At 71.0% G+C, this 19,716-nt stretch carries 15 protein-coding genes; all 15 read left to right on the top strand.

Annotation, left to right across the window (positions count from 1 at the left end; translation table 11 throughout):
* Nucleotides 1–25: 25 nt before the first annotated feature.
* The 15 genes from ddaH to BLV96_RS24670 all read left to right on the top strand — a co-directional run bounded on the left by ddaH (nt 26) and on the right by BLV96_RS24670 (nt 19,633).
* On the top strand, nt 26–862 hold the full coding sequence (ddaH, locus tag BLV96_RS24595; protein WP_086676043.1) for a dimethylargininase: 837 nt from the start codon (nt 26–28) through the stop codon (nt 860–862).
* Nucleotides 863–943: 81 nt separating this feature from the next.
* Nucleotides 944–1,594, top strand: coding sequence for a polysaccharide deacetylase family protein (locus BLV96_RS24600; protein ID WP_086676044.1), 651 nt, complete (start codon nt 944–946; stop codon nt 1,592–1,594).
* Between the two features lie 191 nt (nt 1,595–1,785).
* Nucleotides 1,786–2,478, top strand: coding sequence for a glycoside hydrolase family 75 protein (locus BLV96_RS24605; protein ID WP_086676045.1), 693 nt, complete (start codon nt 1,786–1,788; stop codon nt 2,476–2,478).
* Nucleotides 2,479–2,544: 66 nt separating this feature from the next.
* Nucleotides 2,545–2,808 carry a helix-hairpin-helix domain-containing protein gene (locus tag BLV96_RS24610; RefSeq protein ID WP_086676046.1) on the top strand — a complete coding sequence of 88 codons (264 nt, stop codon included), beginning with the start codon at nt 2,545–2,547 and terminating at the stop codon, nt 2,806–2,808.
* A gap of 185 nt (nt 2,809–2,993) precedes the next feature.
* A complete protein-coding gene (locus BLV96_RS24615; protein ID WP_086676047.1) occupies nt 2,994–4,310 on the top strand; it encodes a nucleotide sugar dehydrogenase in 1,317 nt (438 codons plus the stop codon).
* Entirely contained in the window at nt 4,291–5,481 is a 1,191-nt protein-coding gene (locus BLV96_RS24620; protein ID WP_086676048.1) for a glycosyltransferase family 4 protein, read from the top strand. Before BLV96_RS24615 ends, BLV96_RS24620 begins: the two co-directional genes overlap by 20 nt.
* A 110-nt stretch (nt 5,482–5,591) precedes the next feature.
* Nucleotides 5,592–6,950 carry a GumC domain-containing protein gene (locus BLV96_RS24625; RefSeq protein WP_167379719.1) on the top strand — a complete coding sequence of 453 codons (1,359 nt, stop codon included), beginning with the start codon at nt 5,592–5,594 and terminating at the stop codon, nt 6,948–6,950.
* Nucleotides 6,947–8,692: a Wzz/FepE/Etk N-terminal domain-containing protein gene (locus BLV96_RS24630; RefSeq protein WP_086676051.1), complete on the top strand. Its 1,746-nt coding sequence runs from the start codon at nt 6,947–6,949 to the stop codon at nt 8,690–8,692. Before BLV96_RS24625 ends, BLV96_RS24630 begins: the two co-directional genes overlap by 4 nt.
* Before the next feature lie 34 nt (nt 8,693–8,726).
* A complete protein-coding gene (gene asnB / locus BLV96_RS24635) occupies nt 8,727–10,637 on the top strand; it encodes an asparagine synthase (glutamine-hydrolyzing) (protein WP_086676053.1) in 1,911 nt (636 codons plus the stop codon).
* Nucleotides 10,634–12,811: a bi-domain-containing oxidoreductase gene (locus BLV96_RS24640; RefSeq protein ID WP_086676055.1), complete on the top strand. Its 2,178-nt coding sequence runs from the start codon at nt 10,634–10,636 to the stop codon at nt 12,809–12,811. Before asnB ends, BLV96_RS24640 begins: the two co-directional genes overlap by 4 nt.
* 271 nt (nt 12,812–13,082) lie before the next feature.
* Nucleotides 13,083–15,029: a heparinase II/III family protein gene (locus tag BLV96_RS24650; RefSeq protein WP_086676058.1), complete on the top strand. Its 1,947-nt coding sequence runs from the start codon at nt 13,083–13,085 to the stop codon at nt 15,027–15,029.
* A 9-nt stretch (nt 15,030–15,038) separates the two neighbouring features.
* Entirely contained in the window at nt 15,039–16,562 is a 1,524-nt protein-coding gene (locus BLV96_RS24655) for a right-handed parallel beta-helix repeat-containing protein (RefSeq protein ID WP_086676061.1), read from the top strand.
* Between the two features lies 1 nt (nt 16,563).
* Nucleotides 16,564–17,817 (top strand): O-antigen ligase domain-containing protein, encoded by a 1,254-nt coding sequence (locus BLV96_RS24660; RefSeq protein ID WP_425266195.1) that lies wholly within the window; start codon nt 16,564–16,566, stop codon nt 17,815–17,817.
* Nucleotides 17,814–18,989 (top strand): glycosyltransferase family 4 protein, encoded by a 1,176-nt coding sequence (locus BLV96_RS24665; protein WP_086676062.1) that lies wholly within the window; start codon nt 17,814–17,816, stop codon nt 18,987–18,989. The genes BLV96_RS24660 and BLV96_RS24665 overlap by 4 nt, the downstream gene beginning before the upstream one ends.
* Entirely contained in the window at nt 18,986–19,633 is a 648-nt protein-coding gene (locus BLV96_RS24670) for a phosphatase PAP2 family protein (RefSeq protein ID WP_086676063.1), read from the top strand. Before BLV96_RS24665 ends, BLV96_RS24670 begins: the two co-directional genes overlap by 4 nt.
* Nucleotides 19,634–19,716 lie beyond the last annotated feature (83 nt).

The raw sequence follows: 19,716 nt of genomic DNA on the forward strand, positions 1-19,716 counted from the left end.
ATTAGGTGCCCCTTACCCTGCAATCATGCAGGAGATGCGCGTACCGACCACCCGTCGATACCTCATGTGTCCCCCACGCCACTTCGCGGTGGACTACGTGATCAACCCCTGGATGGACCCGACCCAGCCGGTCAGCGCCGACAAAGCCGTCGCGCAGTGGACCGAGCTGCGTGACACCTACCGCCGCCTCGGCCACACCGTCGAGGAGATCGACGCCCAGCCCGGGCTGCCCGACATGGTCTTCGCCGCCAACTCCGGCACCGTCGTCGACGGCCGCGTGCTCGGCTCGCGCTTCCGCGCGCCGCAGCGGGCCGCCGAGGCCGAGCACTTCCGCCGCTGGTTCGTCGAGCACGGCTACCGCGACATCACCATGCCGGAGAAGATCAACGAGGCCGAAGGCGACTTCGCCTGGACGGGCGCGCTGCTGCTCGCCGGCACCGGCTTCCGCACCGACCCCGCCGCGCACGCCGAGGCCCAGGAGGTCCTCGGCGTCCCGGTCGTCTCGCTGCACCTGGTCGACCCGCGCTACTACCACCTCGACACGGCGTTGTTCGTCCTCGCCGAGGCGACGGACGCCACGCGCGCCCAGATCGTCTACTACCCGGAGGCGTTCTCGGCCGGCTCTCGCCGCGTGCTGCAGCGGTTGTTCCCGGACGCCGTGCTCGCGACGCGTGAAGACGCCGAGTGCTTCGGCCTCAACGGCGTGTCCGACGGCCGCAATGTCGTGCTCCCCGTCGAGGCCACCCGATTGGGTGAACTTCTGGCGGATAGGGGGTACGAACCTGTCTACGTTGACATCTCTGAGCTGCGGAAAGCCGGTGGCGGCCCGAAGTGCTGCACGCTCGAAATCCGCAAAGGCTAAATAACGGCAAAAACGTGTAACTCACCCGTTTGCCACCGCGATTAATCGAAGTAACAAATCGACTACTCGCGGTGGCAGGCGGTGGGAGTGGTGGCGGTGAACCTCGCGCTGCACGGGATCGGCCGGCCGGCCCGGCAGCTCGACCCCGGCGAGGACGAGCGCTGGGTGACGGTCGAGCAGTTCGAGCAGGTGCTCGAGGCGGTCGCCGAACGCGACGACGTCCACCTGACGTTCGACGACGGCAACGAGTCCGACGTCGAGATCGCGCTGCCGCGGCTCGTCGACCACGGCCTGACGGCGGAGTTCTTCCCGCTCGCCGGCCGCCTCGGGCAACGCGGCTACCTCGACCGCGACGGCCTGCGCGCGCTCACGCGGGCCGGCATGGAGATCGGCTCGCACGGCTGGGAGCCGCGTGACTGGCGCCGGCTCGACGACCGCCAGGCGAGCCGCGAGCTGACCGAGGCCCCGAAGCTCCTCGGCGACCTGTGCGGCCACCCGGTCCGGCGGTACTCGCTGCCGTTCGGCGCCTACGACCGCCGCGTGCTGACGCGGTTGCGGCAGGCGGGCGCGACGCGCGTGTACACCAGCGGCGGCGGCGCGGCGAGCCGCGACGGCTGGCTGCAGGCGCGCACCGAGCTGCACCACGACCTCGACGGCGAGTCGCTCGACGGCGTGCTCGCGGCCGGCCGCCGGCGGGGGAGCTGGGCGGGCCGGCTGTTCGGCCGGAGCTGAGTCAGGCCGCTTCCCGGTGACCGGCACAGCCGGTTTTCCGCGCCCGCGTCCGGTGAGCAGCGTTTTCGTCAAGCCCGGCCGGATGATGGGAAATTCCCGCACCGAACCCTCTTGTCCAGACCACTTCGCGGGTGCATCCTGGTCGCCTCGCCGCCGTAAGGAAAGTTTCCTAACTAAAGGGAGCACCAGGAATGCGGAAACTGATCCTGCTCGCGACCATGGCGCTCGCCGCGGCCGTGATGCCTTCGGCCCTCGCGTCCGCGGCGCCGGCCCCCGCCGCACCCGCCACGACCGCGGCCGCCCCGACCGCGGCCCAGCTGCTCGCGAAGACGAACAGCTGCAAGCAGATCTCCAACGGCAAGTACAAGACCGACGAGGACGTCTCGGCCAAGACGGTCGCCGTCTGCGACGCGAACGGCGCGGTCTTCTGGAAGGCCGACATGGACATCGACTGCGACGGCCAGCGCAGCACGCAGTGCAACGAGGACACCGACTGCTGCTACCAGGACGACACGGCGTTCCACCAGTCCGACGGCAAGCCGCTCAACGCCGCGAAGCTGCCCTACATCGTCGTGCCGAGCTCGAGCAGCATCTGGAAGTACAGCTCGTCGCAGCTGAAGGGCGGCGGCTCCTGCGCGGTGATCTACAACGGCAAGGTCGAGTACGCGGTCATCGGCGACACCGGCCCGTCGCAGATCATCGGTGAAGCCTCGTACGCGACGGCGAAGGACCTCGGCATCAACCCCGACCCGTCCAACGGCGGCACCGACTCGGGTGTCACGTACATCTGCTTCAAGAACTCGACCGTTTCGCCGATCGAGAACCACTCGGCCGCGACCAGCAAGGGTGAGAGCCTCGCCACCACGTTCGTGAACAACAACTGACGCTCGCGCGAACCGGGGCCGATCCGTTCAAGACGCGGATCGGCCCCGGCTGCTGTGCTGGGGCGCATGAGCAAGGAACTGCGGAAACTCGCCAACGTCGGACCCGCGATGGTCCGCGACTTCGCCCGCCTCGGCATCACCGAGCCCGCGCAGCTGGCCGGGCGCGACGCCGTCGAGCTGTACGAACGGCTCTGCGAGCTCGACGGCGTGCGGCACGACCCCTGCGTGCTCGACACGTTCATGTCGGCCGTCGACCAAGCCGACGGCGCGCCGCCGCGGCCGTGGTGGACCTACACGCCGGAACGGAAACGGCTTCTCGGGACCCGCTGACGACAACCGCGCCGACCGCGTTGCCGACCCACGGCAAGTTGCAATTCGAGATCCGATTTTTACGCGAAAACCGTTACGCCTGACGGCCCTCTCACCTTTTACCCCGTTCGCCGCCCTCCCGGTAACGATCCAGGGGGCGCCGCCGACCAACTTGAGGGTCGCGCGGAAATAGCGGAGGTTTTGGCGTGAAGATCAGTGTCTTCGGGCTCGGTTACGTGGGTTGTGTCTCCGCCGCGTGCCTGGCGGGGCAAGGGCACCGGGTGGTCGGCGTGGACGTCAACCCGGTCAAGATCGACCTCATCACCCAGGGCAAGGCCCCGGTGGTCGAGGAGCGGATCGGCGAGCTGACCGCCGAAGTCGTCGCGAGCGGCGCGCTGAGAGCCACGACCGACGTCGCGGAAGCCGTCGCCGACAGCGAGATCTCGCTGGTCTGCGTCGGCACGCCGTCGGCGCCGAACGGCAGCCTCTCGACGGTCTACCTCGAGCGCGTGGCCGAGGAGATCGGCGAGGCGATCGCGGACAAGAGCGAGCGGCACACGGTCGTCTTCCGCAGCACGATGCTGCCGGGGACGTGCCTGGACCTGCTGATCCCGATCCTGGAGAAGTCCTCGGGCCGCACGGCCGGCGTCGACTTCGGCGTCGCGGTGAACCCCGAGTTCCTGCGCGAGGGCACCAGCGTCCGGGACTTCTTCGACCCGCCGAAGACCGTCATCGGCGAGATCGACACCGCCAGCGGGGACGCCGTCGCCGGGCTGTACGAGGGGCTGCCCGGCCCGGTGTTCCGCGTGCCGATCCCGGTCGCGGAGATGACGAAGTACGCCGACAACTCCTTCCACGGCCTGAAGATCGGGTTCGCGAACGAGCTCGGCGCGGTCTGCCGGGCGCTCGGGCTCGACTCGCACCAGGTGATCGACGTCTTCCTCGCCGACACCAAGCTCAACATCAGCCCGGCCTACCTCAAGCCCGGGTTCGCCTTCGGCGGCTCGTGCCTGCCGAAGGACCTGCGCGGGCTGGTCTACGCCGCGCACCGCAACGACGTCAGCGTGCCGATCCTGTCGCACGTGCTCGCGTCCAACGCCGACCACCTGCAGCGCGCGTTCGACCTGGTCGCGCGCACCGGCAAGCGCAAGGTCGGGCTGTTCGGCCTCTCCTTCAAGCCGGGCACCGACGACCTGCGCGAGTCGCCGCTGGTCGAGCTGGCCGAGAAGCTGCTCGGCAAGGGCTACGACCTCAAGATCTACGACGCCAACGTCAGCCTCTCGCGGCTGATGGGCGCCAACCGCGAGTACATCGAGGGGCGCCTGCCGCACCTCGGCCAGCTGCTCGCCGGGTCCGTCGAAGAAGTCATGGACCACGCCGACGTCCTGCTCGTCGGCACCAAGGACCCGGACGTGCTGGCGGCGCTGCCGCACGGCGGCGACCGGGAGATCGTCGACCTCGTCCGCCTGCCCGACGCCGCCGAGCGTCGCCTTGAAGAGGGATATGCCGGCCTTGCCTGGTAAAGCGCTCATCCTCGTCGAAAACCTTTCCGTCCCCTTCGACCGGCGGGTCTGGCAGGAGTCCACGACTCTGCGCGACGCCGGGTGGGAAGTCCACGTGATCTGCCCGCAGGGCACGAAGCGCGACACCGAGGCCGAAGCCGTCGTCGACGGCGTCCACATCCACCGCTACCCGCTGAAGGCGGCGACCGGCGGGCCCGCCGGCTACCTGCAGGAGTACGGCAGCGCGCTGTGGCACACGCTGCGGCTGGCGCGCAAGGTCGGGCCGGTCGACGTCGTCCACGCCTGCAACCCGCCGGACCTGCTGTACCTGGTCGCGAAGTACCTGAAGCGGCAGGGCGCGCGGTTCATCTTCGACCAGCACGACCTGTGCCCGGAGCTGTACCTTTCGCGGTTCGACCGCGGGCAGGACCTGCTCTACCGCGGGGTGTGCGCGCTCGAACGCGCCACCTACCGCGCCGCCGACGTCGTGATCTCGACGAACGAGAGCTACAAGCAGGTCGCCCGGATCCGCGGCGGCAAGAAGCCCGAGGACGTCTTCGTGGTGCGCAGCGCCCCGGTCGTCGAGCGGTTCCACGAGGTGCCCGTAGAGCCCGAGCTGAAGAAGGGCAAGCCCTTCATGCTCGCCTACCTCGGCGTGATGGGCCCGCAGGACGGCGTCGACTACGCGTTGCGCGCGCTCGCGAAGCTGCGTGACGAGGTCGGGCGCACCGACTGGCACGCGGTGTTCGTCGGCTCCGGCGACGCCTTCGACGACATGGTCGCCCTCTCGGCCAAGCTCGGGCTGAGCAACCAGGTCGAGTTCACCGGCCGGATCTCCGACGAGGACCTGGTCCGCTACCTGTCGACGGCCGACGTCTGCCTGTCGCCGGACCCGCTGAACCCGCTCAACGACGTCTCCACGATGAACAAGGTCATGGAGTACATGGCGATGAGCAAGCCGATCGTCTCGTTCGAACTGCGCGAAGCGCGCGTTTCGGCCGGCGACGCGGCGGTCTACGCCCCGGCGAACGACGAGTCGGCGTTCGCGAAGCTCGTTTCGCAGCTGCTCGACGACCCGGAGGAGCGGGTCCGCATGGGCAAGCTCGGTCAGGCCCGGGTCGCCGGCGCGCTCTCGTGGGAGAACTCGGCCAAGAACCTCATCGCCGCATATGAGCACGCTGTGAAGTCCTGATCGCCGTTAGGTCAAGAAGTCACCGGACGTGTAACCAAAGCTCCCGGTCCGACGACGGTTCGGGTAACCGGCCGATCAACTGAGATCCGTTCGGCGTACCCGGCTCAGGAATGGAGATACCGCCGTTGACTGACGACACGGTGCGCCTGGCCCTGGTCGGGCAGGTTCTGAAACGGCGATGGCGGCTGCTGGCCGCCCTCGCCGTCCTGGGCGCGGCGGTCGGCGCCGGCGCTTCGGTGCTGCTCTCGCCCGGCTACCAGACCTCCTCGAGCGTCCTGCTGCAAGGGCCGCGGCAGGCGGACGAGCTGCTGACGCAGGCCGAGGTCGCGACCAGCTCGGTCGTCCTCGACCGCGCCGCCGCGCAGCTGGCCTGGCACCCGAGCGGCGCCGACCTGAAGAAGCAGGTCACCACGTCCGTCGCGAACGGCAACGTCGTGGCGATCACCGTCTCGGCCGACACCGCCGAGCACGCCCAGCAGCTCGCCGACCAGGTCGCGCAGCAGTTCGTCAAGTACTCGACGCAGCTGGCCAGCAACTCCGCGGACGCCTCGGTGCAGCTGGCCCAGGAGCAGCGCGAGTCGCTGCGCAACCAGGTCAAGCTGACCACCGAGAAGATCAGCGACATCGCCAAGAGCGTCGGCGGCGACCTGACCGTCGAGAGCGTCCAGGTCCGCACGCAGCTCGAAGGCCTGCGGACGTCGCTGGAGCAGGCCATCAACGACCTCAACCAGGCCGACCTCGCGACCGGCATCGGCAACACCGTCGTGCTCGGGCCGTCCGAGCGCCCGACCGGGCCGGCCGCGCCGACGCTGGTGCAGCTGGTCGCCGGCGGCGCGATCCTGTTCTTCCTCGCCGGCGTGATCAGCCACCTCTTCACCGCCCGCGCCGACCGGCGGCTGCGGGGCGAGCCGGAGATCGCCTCGGCGCTCGGCTCGCCGATCCTCGCCGGCGTCGACGTCACGACGCCGCAGGGCGACCGGCTCCCGGCGAGCGGTCTCCTCGGCACCCTGCGGCGGCTGCTCGGCAGCGACCGGCCGTGGGTGCTCCCGCCGGTCGCGACGTCGGCCGACGAGGTCAACCGCGACATCCGCTACCGCCGCGTGCTGGCCCGGCTGGCCACCGGCCCCGCCGACGTCCTGCTGGTGGTGGCCGACGACGACGAGACCGGCAAGCTGGCCGCCGGTCAGCTCGCCGAGCTGGCCGACCGGCTGTCCGTGCCGCTGCGGATCTTCGAGTTCACCGCCGGGCGCCCGACCGTGCCGGACGCCGCCCGCGACTCGGGCGTCCTGGTCGTGCTCAGCGCCGGCTCCCGCACCGCGTGGGAGCTCGTCCGGCTCGCCGAGGCCTGCGCCGACGCCGGCCAGGAGGTCGTCGGCGCCGTCCTCACCCACCCCGTCCGGCCCGCGGCGCCGGCGGACCCCGAACCCGCGGCGGAAGCCCCTGAGAAAGCCCTGGCAGGTTCGGCGTGAGCACTTCCCCGGAAACGGCGCCGCTGGTCGATCTCCAGCGCCTCTTCGTCGCCATCCGCCGTCGCAAGCGGTTGTGGCTGGCCACGGCCCTGCTCGGCCTGATCGCGGGCGCCGCGGTGGCGGTCGTGCTGCCCGCGCCGCCGACCGCCGTCACCAAGGTGATCGTCGTCCACCAGGACGACTCGCCGACCGACAGCGGCACGCTGATGCGCACCGACGTCGCCGTGCTCTCGACGACCAAGATCGCCGAAGGCGCGCTGAAGAAGCTCGGCAGCACCGAGTCCGCCGAAGAGTTCATGAAGAACTACGCCGGACTGGGCCTGACGAACAACGTCATGCAGATCACCGTCAAGGCCAAGAGCAACGAAGAGGCCGTGGCGCAGGCGCAGGCGCTGGCGGAGGTGTTCATCGCCGACCACGTCCAGCGCAGCCAGGCCGCCGCGGCCGCGCAGTCCAAGGCCATCCTCGACCAGCGGAAGAACGCCCAGGACGAGCTGACCAAGGTCGACCAGCAGATCGCCGACGAGACCGGCAAGGGCCGCAACGCCAACGCCAGCACCCTCGAAGGCCTCTACGGCCGCCGCGCGGCGCTCGCGTCGCAGGTCTCCGACTTCGACTCCCGCGCCCAGCAGGCCGGCATCGGCAGCCCGCAGGTCGCCGCGGGCACCCAGATCGTCGACGCCCCGCGCGCGCTGCCCAAGGCGTTCCTCAAGACCACCGCGACCAACGCGGGCATCGGCTTCGCGCTCGGCCTGGCGCTGGGGCTCGCGTTCGCCGCCATCGGCGCGGTCTCGCGCGACCGGCCGGTGCTGCGCCGCGAGATCTCCACGCACCTCGGCGCGTCCGTGCTCGCCCAGCTGCCGGCGAAGCCGCGCGGCCCGGCGCGGCTGTGGCGGCGCTCCCGCGCGGTGTCCGAACGCAAGCGCGTCGCCACGACGCTGGTGCGCGCCATCAAGAAGGACAAGCCCCAGGTTTCGCTGCTCGAGCTGGGTGCGCCGAAGGTCGCCGCCGCGCTCGCCCTCGACATCGCAGAGGAGCTCGACGGCTCCACGAGCGTCGTCGACGACCTGCCGAACGAGGACGTCCGCAAGCTCGTCACCGAGACGAAGAGCGAGGTCGCCGTCGTCGGCGCGGGCGACCCGCCCGCCGGGCCGGACGAGCGCCGGGTCGGCGTCGGCACGGTGTCGCCGGGCACGGCGTGGACCGACCTGGAGCACCTCGGCAAGGAGACCGTGCTGGTCGTCAAGGCCGGGTTCGCGAACACGCTGTGGCTGCACACGGTGGCGCGGCAGCTCGCCGACCAGCAGATCCCGATCGTCGGCGTGGTGCTGGTCGACCCGGACCCGCGCGACAAGTCCGACGGAACGCTGTGGGACGGCCTGCACACGGCCCTGCGTGGCCGCGCGAAGTCGGCGCCGTCGGTCCACCGCGTCTCGGTCGTCGAGAACGAGGACCGCATCGACGAACTGGCCGCCCGGATCGCCGAGCGCGTCGCGGTGGTCGAGCCGCCGACGCGGCGGATCGCGCCGGTCCGGCCGGTCGCCCCGCCGCCGGCCAAGCCACCTTTGCCGGAGCCGGGGAAGGTCAGCGTGCCGGACCACCTGGACGCACCCACGAAGAAGTTCGCCCCGGTCAAACCGCCGAAGCGGCCGACGCCGTTCAAGCGCGACCACGGCGAACCGGCGCACAAAGGCGAACTGAACGCCGAGCTCGAGTCAGAAAAGAGCGCGGAGGTCTCCTGACCCCCACGCCGCGAATGAAGGGGACCCGCTCGAGATGTGCGGCATCGCAGGCACCTACCTCTGGCCGGACGGCGGGCCGCTCACCGACCGGCTGACCAAGACGCTGGCCCACCGCGGGCCGGACGGCTCCGGCCGCTACGACCACGCGGCCGGCGCCGGCTCTGTCCACTTGGGACACCGGCGGCTCTCGATCGTCGACCTGACCGAGACCGGCGCCCAGCCGATGGTCCTCGACGGCCTCGCGCTGAGCTACAACGGCGAGCTGTACAACGCACCCGAGCTGCGAGCCGAGCTGGCCGCGGCCGGCGTCCGCTTCCGCGGCACGTCCGACACCGAGGTGCTGCTGCAGGCGTGGCGGCGCTGGGGCACCGACTGCCTGCCCAAGCTGCGCGGGATGTTCGCCTTCGCCATGTTCGAGGAGGGCACCGGCGAGCTGTTCCTGGTCCGCGACCAGCTGGGCATCAAGCCGCTGTTCTTCGTCCAGCGGGGCGGCGGGGTCGCCTTCGCGTCCGAGCTCAAGGCCCTCGCCGGTGAGCTCGGCGGGTCGCTACGGGTCGACAACGCGGCGCTGATCGCGTCGCTGCTCTACTACTGGGTGCCGGACGGCCGGTGCGCGTACGAAGGCGCGGAGAAGCTGCAGCCGGGCACGTGGCTGCGCTGCCGCCCGGACGGCCAGGTCGACCGCGGCCGCTTCTGGTCGCTGCGCGAGGTCGCCGAGGAAGGTGCGGCCTTCGACGGCGACGTCGACCTGCACGCCGTCATCGCGGAGTCGACCGCCAAGCACCTCATCTCGGACGTCCCGGTGGCGACGTTCCTCTCGGGCGGCCTGGACTCCAGCTACCTGACGGCGCTGGCCGCGCGGTCGCAGCCGGGGATTTCGGCTTACACCATCGGGTTCCGCGCCGAGGACGCCAAGTTCGAGGCGATGCCGGACGACCTGAAGTACGCCCGGATCGTCGCGCAGCAGTTCGGCGTCGACCTGCACGAGATCGAGATCGCGCCGCAGGTGCTCGACCTGCTGCCGAAGATGACCTACCACCTCGACGAGCCGATCGGCGACCCGGCGGCGATCAACTCGTTCCTGATCTGCTCGGCCGCGCGCGAGGCCGGCGTCAAGGTGATGCTGTCCGGGATGGGCGCCGACGAGCTGTTCGCCGGGTACCGCAAGCACCTCGCGAACCTGATCGCGTTGCGCTACCACAAGGTGCCGGGCGCGGTCCGCCGTCCGGTGGAGTCCATTGTGGACCGGCTGCCGGTGGCGTCGGCCAAGCGCGGGTACCGGTCGGTGCGGTTCGCGAAGCGGTTCCTGTCCTTCGCGGGCCTGCCGGAGGAGACGGCGTTCCGGCGCAGCTACACGATGTACGACCGCGAGGAGCTGCTTTCGCTAGTCAACCCGGACCTGGCTTCTTCCGTGGACGACGTCCTGACCGAGCACGCGGACACGTACAACGACCAGGCGCTGGACGACTTCGTCAACCGCATGTGCCTGGCCGACTCGCGGATGTTCCTGCCCGGACTGAACCTGACCTACACGGACCGTTCGACGATGGCGGCGTCCACCGAGGTGCGGACGCCGTTCGTCGACGTCGAGGTCGTGCGGGCGGCGTTCAAGATCCCGGGGAACGAGAAGATCGTCGGCCGCGCCGGGAAGATGGCGCTGAAGAAAGCGGCCGAGAACATCCTGCCCGGCGAGATCGTGCACCGGCCGAAGGGCCTGTTCAGCGCGCCGCTGCGGGCGTGGATGAGCCGCGACCTGGCGCCGCTGGTGCGTGAAGTCGTCAACGAAGGCGTGCTCGTTTCCTCCGGGCTTCTGCAGCGGGAAGCGTTGCAGCGCATGGTCGCCGAGGACGCCGCGGGTCAGGAAGACCGCGGCAAGCACCTCTGGCACGTCTTGACCCTCGAGTATTGGTACCGGAACGCGATGTCTGGAGCGGGAGCGAAGTGAAGCAGGTAGTCCAGAACTACAAGAGCGGGGAACTGGCGCTCCTCGAGGTCCCCGAGCCCGCCTGCAAGCCGGGTGGCGTGCTGGTGCGGACGGTGTACTCGCTGATCTCGACCGGCACCGAGATGATGAAGGTGTCCGAGGCCAGCATGTCCCTGGTGGGCAAGGCGAAGGCCCGGCCCGACCAGGTCGCGAAGGTGATGCAGAGCGTCGCTACGAACGGCCTCTCGGCGACCTACCGCAAGGTCACGTCCAAGCTGGACTCCTACACCCCGCTCGGCTACTCGCTGTGCGGCATCGTCGAGCAGGTCGGCGACGGCATCACCGACGTCGCGGTCGGCGACCTCGTGGCCTGCGCGGGCAACGAGCACGCGCTGCACTCCGAGCTGAACTGGGTGCCCAAGAACCTCTACTCGCGCGTGCCGAACGGCGTCGACCCGCGGCACGCGGCGTTCGGCACGGTCGGGTCGATCGCGATGCAGGGCGTCCGCCGCGGTGAGCCGCAGATCGGCGACGTCGCCCTGGTGATCGGGCTGGGCCTGATCGGCCAGCTGGTCGTCCAGCTGCTGGCGTCGTCCGGCGTGCGCGTGGTCGGTGTCGACCCGGACCCCGAGCGGTGCAAGCTCGCCGAGAGCCTCGGCGCGCTGACCTGCGCGCACCCGGCGTCCGGCATCGTCGACACCGCGGTGGAGGAGCTGACGCACGGCGCGGGCGTCGACCAGACGTACCTGGCCGCGGGCGGCAACACGAACGACCCGGTCGAGCTGGCCGCGAAGCTGTCGCGCGACCGCGGCCGCGTGATCGACATCGGCAAGTGCAAGCTCGACCTGCCGTGGAACGCCTACTACGAGAAGGAACTCGACGTCCGGTTCTCGCGGTCGTACGGGCCGGGCCGCTACGACCCGTCGTACGAGCTGGAGGGGCGTGACTACCCGATCGGGCAGGTCCGCTGGACCGAGCGCCGCAACCTCGAGTGCGTCCTCGACCTGATCGCGCGTGACCGGCTCGACGTCGAGCCGCTGATCACGCACGTCTCGGACTTCTCTTCTGCTGTCGAGACGTACCAGTCGCTGAACGAGGGCGCGTTGAAGGCGGTGGCGGTGCTGTTCCGCTACCCGGACGCGGTCGCCCGGACGGAGCCGGTCGTGACGTCCGCGCGGGTCGGGGTGACGTCGTCGCCGGCGGCTGCCTTGCCGGCCGGCCAGCCGGTGCGGTTGGGCTTCATCGGGGCGGGCAACTATGCGTCGTCGATGCTGCTGCCGCACCTGACCGAGCGCGACGACGTGCAGCTCAAGCACGTCGCGACGACGTCGGCGCTGTCCGGCGCGAACGCCCGGCGCAAGTTCGGGTTCGCTTCGGCGTCCACGGACATCGACGACGTCCTCGGCGACTCGGCGATCGACGCGGTGTTCGTCGTGACGCGGCACAGCTCGCACGCGGAGCTGACGCGCCAGGCGTTGCTGGCGGGCAAGACGGTGTTCGTCGAGAAGCCGCTGGCGTTGTCGCCCGCGGAGCTGCAGAAGGTCCTGGACGCGATCGAGGAGTCGGGCAACGACCGCTTGCAGGTCGGCTTCAACCGCCGGTTCGCGCCGCTGCTGCACGAGGCCCGCGGCCAGTTCGGCCCCCGAGTCGGCCCGGCGACGGTCCGCTACCTGGTCAACGCGGGCCGGCTCGACCACGGCAGCTGGTACAACCAGACGGATTCGGAAGGTTCGCGCTTCGCAGGCGAGGGCGGGCACTTCATCGACACGGTGAGCTGGCTCCTCGACGCGGACCCGGTGTCGGTATTCGCAACGGGCGACCTCCAGGTGACGCTGGGCTACCCGGACGGCTCGACGGCGGTCATCACGTACGCGGAGACGGGCTCATCGGGCTTCCCGAAGGAAACGTTGGACTTGACGGCCGACGGCAAGGTCCTGAAGTTCGACGACTTCGTGCGCGCATCGGTGTACTCGCGCAAGAAGTGGGCGAGTTCGCGGATCCCGAAGGGGCGTGACAAGGGGCAGGCCGCGGAGGTCAACGCGTTCCTGGAGGCGGTCCGGACTGGCGGGCCGATGCCGATTTCGGTGACGTCACTGGCGGCGACCACGCTGGCGACGTTGGCCGCGCAGGCCAGCGTCGCGAACGCGGCCCCGGTTCGGATCGAGCTGCCGACCAAGGCGGGTGCCCCGGCATGAGCGGCCTCGCATCGGGCACGGTGCCGCGCTCGGCCATGCCGAGCGCGGTTCCGGTCCGGCCGGCGTTGGTCCGACCGAGCCGGCCGAGTGCCGCCCCGGTCCGGCCGGCGCTGCTGCGGCCGGCGGGTCTGGGCCTTCCGAGCATCGCAGCGGCGCTGGTCCGCTCGAGCGGACCGGGTGTCGTCCCGGTCCGGCCGGAGCTGCCCCGTCCGTCCATACCGAGCGCCGCGCTGAACCGGCCGGCGGTGCTGCCGAAGGCAGGTGCCCGGCCATGATGGGTCCCGGCTGGTACCTGCGCCGGCTTTCCCGGATGGGGCCGGCGGAGGTCGTCGGCCGTGCTCGGCATGCCCTTGTGCAGCGGCAGTGGCGGACCTCGCTGCCCACCCCTCCGGACTGGCCGGCGCATCCGCGCTTCACCGCCGTGCTCCCGGCCGGCGCGCTCGACAAGGTGTCCGGTGAGGCCGTCAAGCGGCTGCTCGCCACCGCCGACGAGCTGCTGGCCGGGCGCGCCGAGTACTTCGGCGTGACCCGCTCGGACCTGGACGCGCCCGACTGGTTCCTCGACCCCAAGACCGGCCGCCGGGCGCCGGCCGAGCCCTACGCCTTCGACGTGCCCTACCGCTCGGAAGACACCGTCGGCGACATCAAGCAGATCTGGGAACCGTCGCGCCACCAGCACCTGACCCTGCTGGCCGCGGCTTACGCCCTGACCGGGTCCGCGGCCTACGCCGAACGCGTGGCCGCGCACCTGCGCTCGTGGTGGGCGGAAAACCCGCCGTTGCGCGGCCCGCACTGGATCAGCGGCATCGAGCTGGGCATCCGGCTCCTGTCGTGGGTCTGGACGCGCCGCCTGCTCGACGGCTGGGACGGCGTCGGCGACCTCTTCGAGGACAACCCGGACTTCCACCTCCAGCTGTGGCACCACCAGAACTGGCTGGCGAACCTGCGCAGCCACGGCTCGTCGGCCAACAACCACGTCATCGCCGAGGACGCCGGCCTGCTCGCCGCCGCCTGCGCGTTCGGCTGGTTCCCGGAGTCCGCGGGCTGGCGGACCGAGGCGATGCGGTCGCTGGACGTCCAGCTCGCCCGCAACACCTTCCCCTCCGGGCTCAACGCCGAACTGGCGTCCGAGTACCACGGTCTCGTCCTGGAGCTCGGCCTGGCGGCGGCGGTGGAAGCCGACGCGGCCGGCACGCCGGTGCCGGACTCCACGTGGGACGTCCTGCTCCGGATGACCGACGCTCTCGCGTCCATTGTGGACAACAAGCTCCGCCCGCCGCGGCAGGGCGACGCCGACGACGGCTTCGGCCTGATCGTCGACGGCACCGAGACCGACCGCTGGGCGTCGCTGCTGGCGACCGGCGAGGCGCTGTTCGGCCGCCTCGAGTGGTGGCCGCGGGTGCCGGGTGACGACGTCCGCACGCCACTGCTGGCTTCGCTGGTCTCCCGGACACCGCGCGCTTCGGGTGTCCGGCCCGGCCGGCGGCCCGCGCACCTGCGGGACGCGGGCATGACGATCCTGCGGTCGGGCCGCGTCTGGGCCCGCTGCGACGGCGGGCCGCACGGCTTCCTCTCGATCGCCGCGCACGCCCACGCGGACGCGCTGGCGGTCGAGGTGCGGCACGACGGCGTCGACGTCCTCGCCGACCCGGGCACCTTCTGCTACCACGGCGAGCCGAGGTGGCGGTCGTACTTCCGCTCGACGCTCGGCCACAACACCCTCGAACTCGGCGGGACCGACCAGTCGGTGTCCGGCGGCCCGTTCCTGTGGACGCGGCACGCGGTCACGAAGGTGCTGTCCGTCGAGACCCCGGCGAGCGGGCCCTCCCGCTGGACGGCGGCCCACGACGGCTACGCACCCGCGGTCCACCGCCGCACGGTCGAACTCGACGGCGACGTGCTGAAGATCGTCGACGAGGTGCTCGGCGACACCCGCCCGGCCGCGCGCCTGGCGTTCCACCTCGGCCCGGCGATCACCGCGCGGCTCGAGGACAACGTGGCCCACCTGCGCTGGCAGGGCGCCGCCACCGGTTCCGTGGCCCCGGTGCACACCGCGGTCGTGGAACTGCCGCCCGAGTTGTCGTGGACGGCCCACCGCGGTGAGATCGAGCCACCCCTCGGCTGGTACTCCGCGGGCTTCGGCCGCAAGGAGCCGTCGACCACCCTCGTCGGCTCCGGCACCCCCGGACACCTCACCACCCTGCTCCGCTTCAGTTAGGACCCGCCCGTGACAGCCCGCCGCCTCCGACTCCGCCGTGCCGCTCCGCTGCTCGGCGTCCTCCTCACGGTCGCGGCGTGCTCGAGCGGACCCGACACCGAAGGCCCGGCGCAGGCCACCCCGGCCCCCAGCGGGTCGGTCGCGGCCGTGTGCGACAAGGAACCCGCCGGACCGGCCGCCGCGCCGGCGGGCGCGGTCGTCGTCGACCCGGCCGTGCCCGGCGACCTCGCCACGAAGACGCGGGCGGCCGGCCCGGGCACGACGTTCTGGCTCCAGCCGGGCAAGCACATCCTCGGCGACGACAAGTACGACCAGGTGACCCCGAAGGACGGCGACGTCTACATCGGCGCCCCCGGTGCGGTCGTCGACGGCCGCAAGATCAACCAGTACGCGTTCACCGGCCACGGGACGAACGTCAAGCTCACCTACCTGACCGTCCAGGGCTTCGCGGCGCCCCGCGACGAAGGCGTGGTCAACCACGACTCCGGCGACGGCTGGGTGATCGAGCACTCGACCATCCAGGACAACGACGGCGCCGGCCTGATGGCGGGCGCGCGCCAGCAGGTGCGCGGCAACTGCCTGCGCCGCAACGGCCAGTACGGGATCAACGCCTTCTCCGGCAGCACGCCGATCACCGCGCTGGTCGTCGAGGGCAACGAGATCGCCGGCAACAACACCGGCGACTGGGAAGCGAAGATCGACGGCTGCGGCTGCACCGGCGGCGTCAAGTTCTGGGACGTCAACGGCGCCGACGTGCGCGGCAACTGGGTGCACGACAACCACGGCACCGGGCTGTGGGCCGACACGAACAACAACGACTTCCTCATCGAGGGCAACCTCATCGAGAAGAACGACAGCGCCGCGCTGATCTACGAGATCAGCTACAACGCGGTCATCCGGGACAACACGATCCGCAACAACAACTGGGTCGACGGCCGCCGCTACGCCGACAAGGGCGACAACTTCCCGACCTCCGCCGTCTACATCTCCGAGTCCGGCGGCGAGCCGCGGATCAAGGCGCGGACGGCGAAGATCGAGATCTCCCGCAACTACCTGGAGAACAACTGGTCCGGGATCACGTTGTGGGAGAACGCCGACCGCTACTGCAACAGCCCGGCGAACACCTCCTCCGGCGACTGCACCCGGCTGGTCCAGAACGTGAAGCAGTGCGCGGACCCGGCCATCGCGAGCGGGCCGCTGCTGAGCGACTGCCGCTGGAAGACCCAGCACGTCGACATCCACGACAACAAGTTCGTCCTCGACGCGGCCGTGGTCGGCTGCCAGGCCTCCTGCGGGCGGATGGGCCTGCTGTCGAACTTCGGCAGCTACCCGGACTGGTCGCCGTACAAGGGCGACGTCGTCCAGGAGGCGATCACCTACAAACAGGACAACCACTGGCACGACAACAGCTACGCCGGCCCGTGGACGTTCATCGCGTACACCACCGACCGCATCCTCGAGATCGGCGAGTGGGAAGGCTCGCCGTACTCGCAGGACACCGGCAGCACGTTCACCGCCCAGGGTGGTGGCTGACGTGGCGGCGCACACCGGCATCGCGGGCATCCGCGGCGACGCCGCGGCCGAACCCGCCTCGGCGACGCCGAAGTGGGCGGGCCTGGCGTGGGCGCTGCTGATCCTGAACACGCTCGGCTCGACCGGCGCGAAGACGGTCATCCCGCTCCCGCGCTCGGTCAGCCAGCTGGTGACCATGGGTTCGCTGATGACGGCGTTCGTGATCGCGCTGGTGCTGAACAAGCACCTGCGGATCCGGCCGAGCGCGTACCTGCTCCTCCTGACGTTCCTGCTGGGGTCGAGCGTCCTCGCCAGCATCGACCTCAAGGAAGGCGCCGGCGCGCTGTTCCGGTGCTTCCGGCTCACGGTCTTCGTCTCCACGCTCTGGTTGCTGACCCGCTGGTGGGACGGCGGGTTCAGCTTCGTCCGCTACCACATCCGCACCTACGCGATCGTGCTCGCGTCGGTGGCGATCGGTCTGGTGGTCTCGCCCGGCAACGCGATGCCGGAGGAGTACGGCGGCCGGCTCTCGGGTGCCGTGTGGCCGCTCACCCCGCCGCAGATCGGCCAGTACGCCGCGGTCATCTCCGGCCTGACGCTCCTCCTCTGGTTCGGGCGCCGCACGACGTGGCGCAGCGCGGTGTTCATCGTGGTTCCGGTGGTCGGGCTGCTGATGCTGACGCACACCCGCACGGCGACGCTCGGCCTGATCGCCGGGCTGGCCGTGGCCTTCCTGTCGATGCTGCTGACCAGCGCCCGCGCGCGGAAGGTGTTCGCGTGGACGGTCGGCGTCGGCGGGGTCGCCGGCGTCGTGCTGGCGGGCGCACTGCAGACGTGGTTCCTGCGCGGGCAGAGCGCGGACAACTTCTCCAGCCTGACCGGCCGCGCGAAGGTGTGGGACGCGCTGCTGGAGGCCCCGCGGACGACGTCGGAGTACATCTTCGGGGTCGGGCTGACGGACAAGTCCTACGACGGCCTCCCGATCGACAACAGCTGGCTCGCGATCTACCACGAGCAGGGTTTCGTCGGGATCGCGCTGGTGGCGGGGTTCCTCCTCACGTTGGTCGTGGTGGCCGTGCTGCGGCCGCCGTCGCTGGCTCGCGCGTGCGCGATCTTCCTGATCACCTACTGCATTTCGGCCTCCTACACCGAAGCCGGCCTCGGCGACGCGTCGCCGTACCTGCTGCACCTGGCCGTGGCCGCGTCGCTGCTGGTCCGTGGGGTGCCGGAGTCCGACGAACAAGCATTCATCCCGGCGAAGGGGACAGGCACGTGAAGGTGCTCATGGTGCACAACCGGTACCGGTCCGAGCAGCCGAGCGGCGAGAACAACGTCGTCGACGCCGAGGTGACCCTGCTCGCCGAGGGCGGCCACCAGGTGTCGCTGTTCGAGCGCCGCAGCGACGACATCGCCTCGATGCCGGCGGCCCGCAAGGCCGCGGTGCCGCTGACCGTGCCGTGGAACCCGGCGGTCCGCAAGGAGCTCGCCGGCCGGCTGCGCGCCACGCGCCCGGACGTCGTGCACATCCACAACACGTTCCCGCTGCTGTCGCCGTCGGTGGTCGCGGCCTGCGCGGACGCGGGGGTGCCCGCGGTCGCGACGCTCCACAACTACGGGATGGTCTGCCCACCCGGCACGCTCCACCGCGACGGCCGCATCTGCACCGACTGTGTCGGCGGCCTGCCGCTGCCGGCGGTGCAGCACGGTTGCTACCGCGGTTCGCGCGTGGCGACGCTCCCGATGGCGGCGAGCACGGCCGCGAACCGCCGCCGGTGGTGGACGGGCGTTTCGCGGTTCTTCTGCATTTCGGCGGCCCAACGTGACCTCCTGGTGTCGGCCGGGATGCCCGGCGAGCGGATGGCGGTGAAGCACAACTTCGTCACCGACCCCGGCGTCCGCCGCGCCGGCGACGGCAAGCACGTGCTGTTCGTCGGCCGCGTCACCGAGGAGAAGGGGGTCGGGCTGCTGATGCGGGCGTGGGACCGCCTCGGCGGCGCCCTGGGCGTGCCGCTGGTCATCGCCGGCACCGGCCCGATGCAGGACGAGGTCGCGACGTGGGCGGCCCGCCGTGATGACGCGTCGTACGTCGGCCTCCAGAACAAGGCGGAGTGCCGGGCCCTGACGGCCGACGCGGTGGCAGTGGTGGCGCCGTCGACGTGGCTGGAGGCGTTCGGCCTGGTGGTCGTCGAGGCGATGGCCGCGGGAGTACCCACGGTCGCGGCGGCCCACGGCGCCTTCCCGGAGCTGGTGGAAGACGGCGTGACCGGCCTCCTGCACGCGCCGGACGACGAGGTTTCGCTCGCGGACCGGCTCCGCGAGGTGGCCGGCGACCGCAACGGTGAGATGGGCGACGCGGCCCGCGTCCGGTACGAAAAGGACTTCACCCCGGCGGTGGGGCTCGACCGGTTGATCGCCGGGTACGAGGCAGCGATCGAGGCGCACGGGTGAGGCAGCTGGTCCGGACGGCACCCGCGGCCCTGCCGGTCGCGTTGCGCGCCCCGCTGGCGATGACGGCCGCCTTGGCGACGGCGGTCCTCGTGGCGCTCGGCATCCTCCACTTCCACGACTCGGGTTTGACCGGAATCGACGCGGCGGTGCTCCCGGCGATCGACGGCGTCCAGCCACCCTGGCGGTACGTGGCGCTGGTCATCGACTTCGGTGGCGAGCCGGTCGGGGCGACGGTCCTGGTCGCGCTGCTCGCGGTGGTGTGTTTCCTGGTCCACCGGGTCCGGGCGGCGGTGTTGACGGTGCTCGGCGTGGTGGTCACGGTGGCGGTGACGACGGTGCTGAAGCCGATCGTGGGCCGCACGATCCATGGCGAGTTCCTTTCCTATCCGAGCGGGCACACGGCGTTGGCCACCGCGCTGGCGTTGGTGATCGGGTTGCTGCTGGTCGATCGGCTGGGTTCGGGGCGGGTCGCCGGGGTGGTTTTGCTGCTGGGACTGGCGTTGGTCGCCGGGGTGGCGATGGGGTGGGCCGAGGTGGCCCTCGGGGCGCACTACCCGACGGATGCCGTGGGTGGGTTTTGCGCGGCGCTGGCCGCGGTTCCGGCGACGGCGTGGGTAGTGGACCGGGCGGCCGAACGGCTGTGATGCCAGGTTCCGCGCGGCCACGACGGCTGCCGGTGCCGGCTCGGTCGAGCACTTCACCGGCCGGGTGACCGCTTCCCGTGGTC

The sequence above is a fragment of the Amycolatopsis pretoriensis genome (genome assembly GCF_900107925.1).
Classification (GTDB): Bacteria; Actinomycetota; Actinomycetes; order Mycobacteriales; family Pseudonocardiaceae; genus Amycolatopsis; species Amycolatopsis pretoriensis.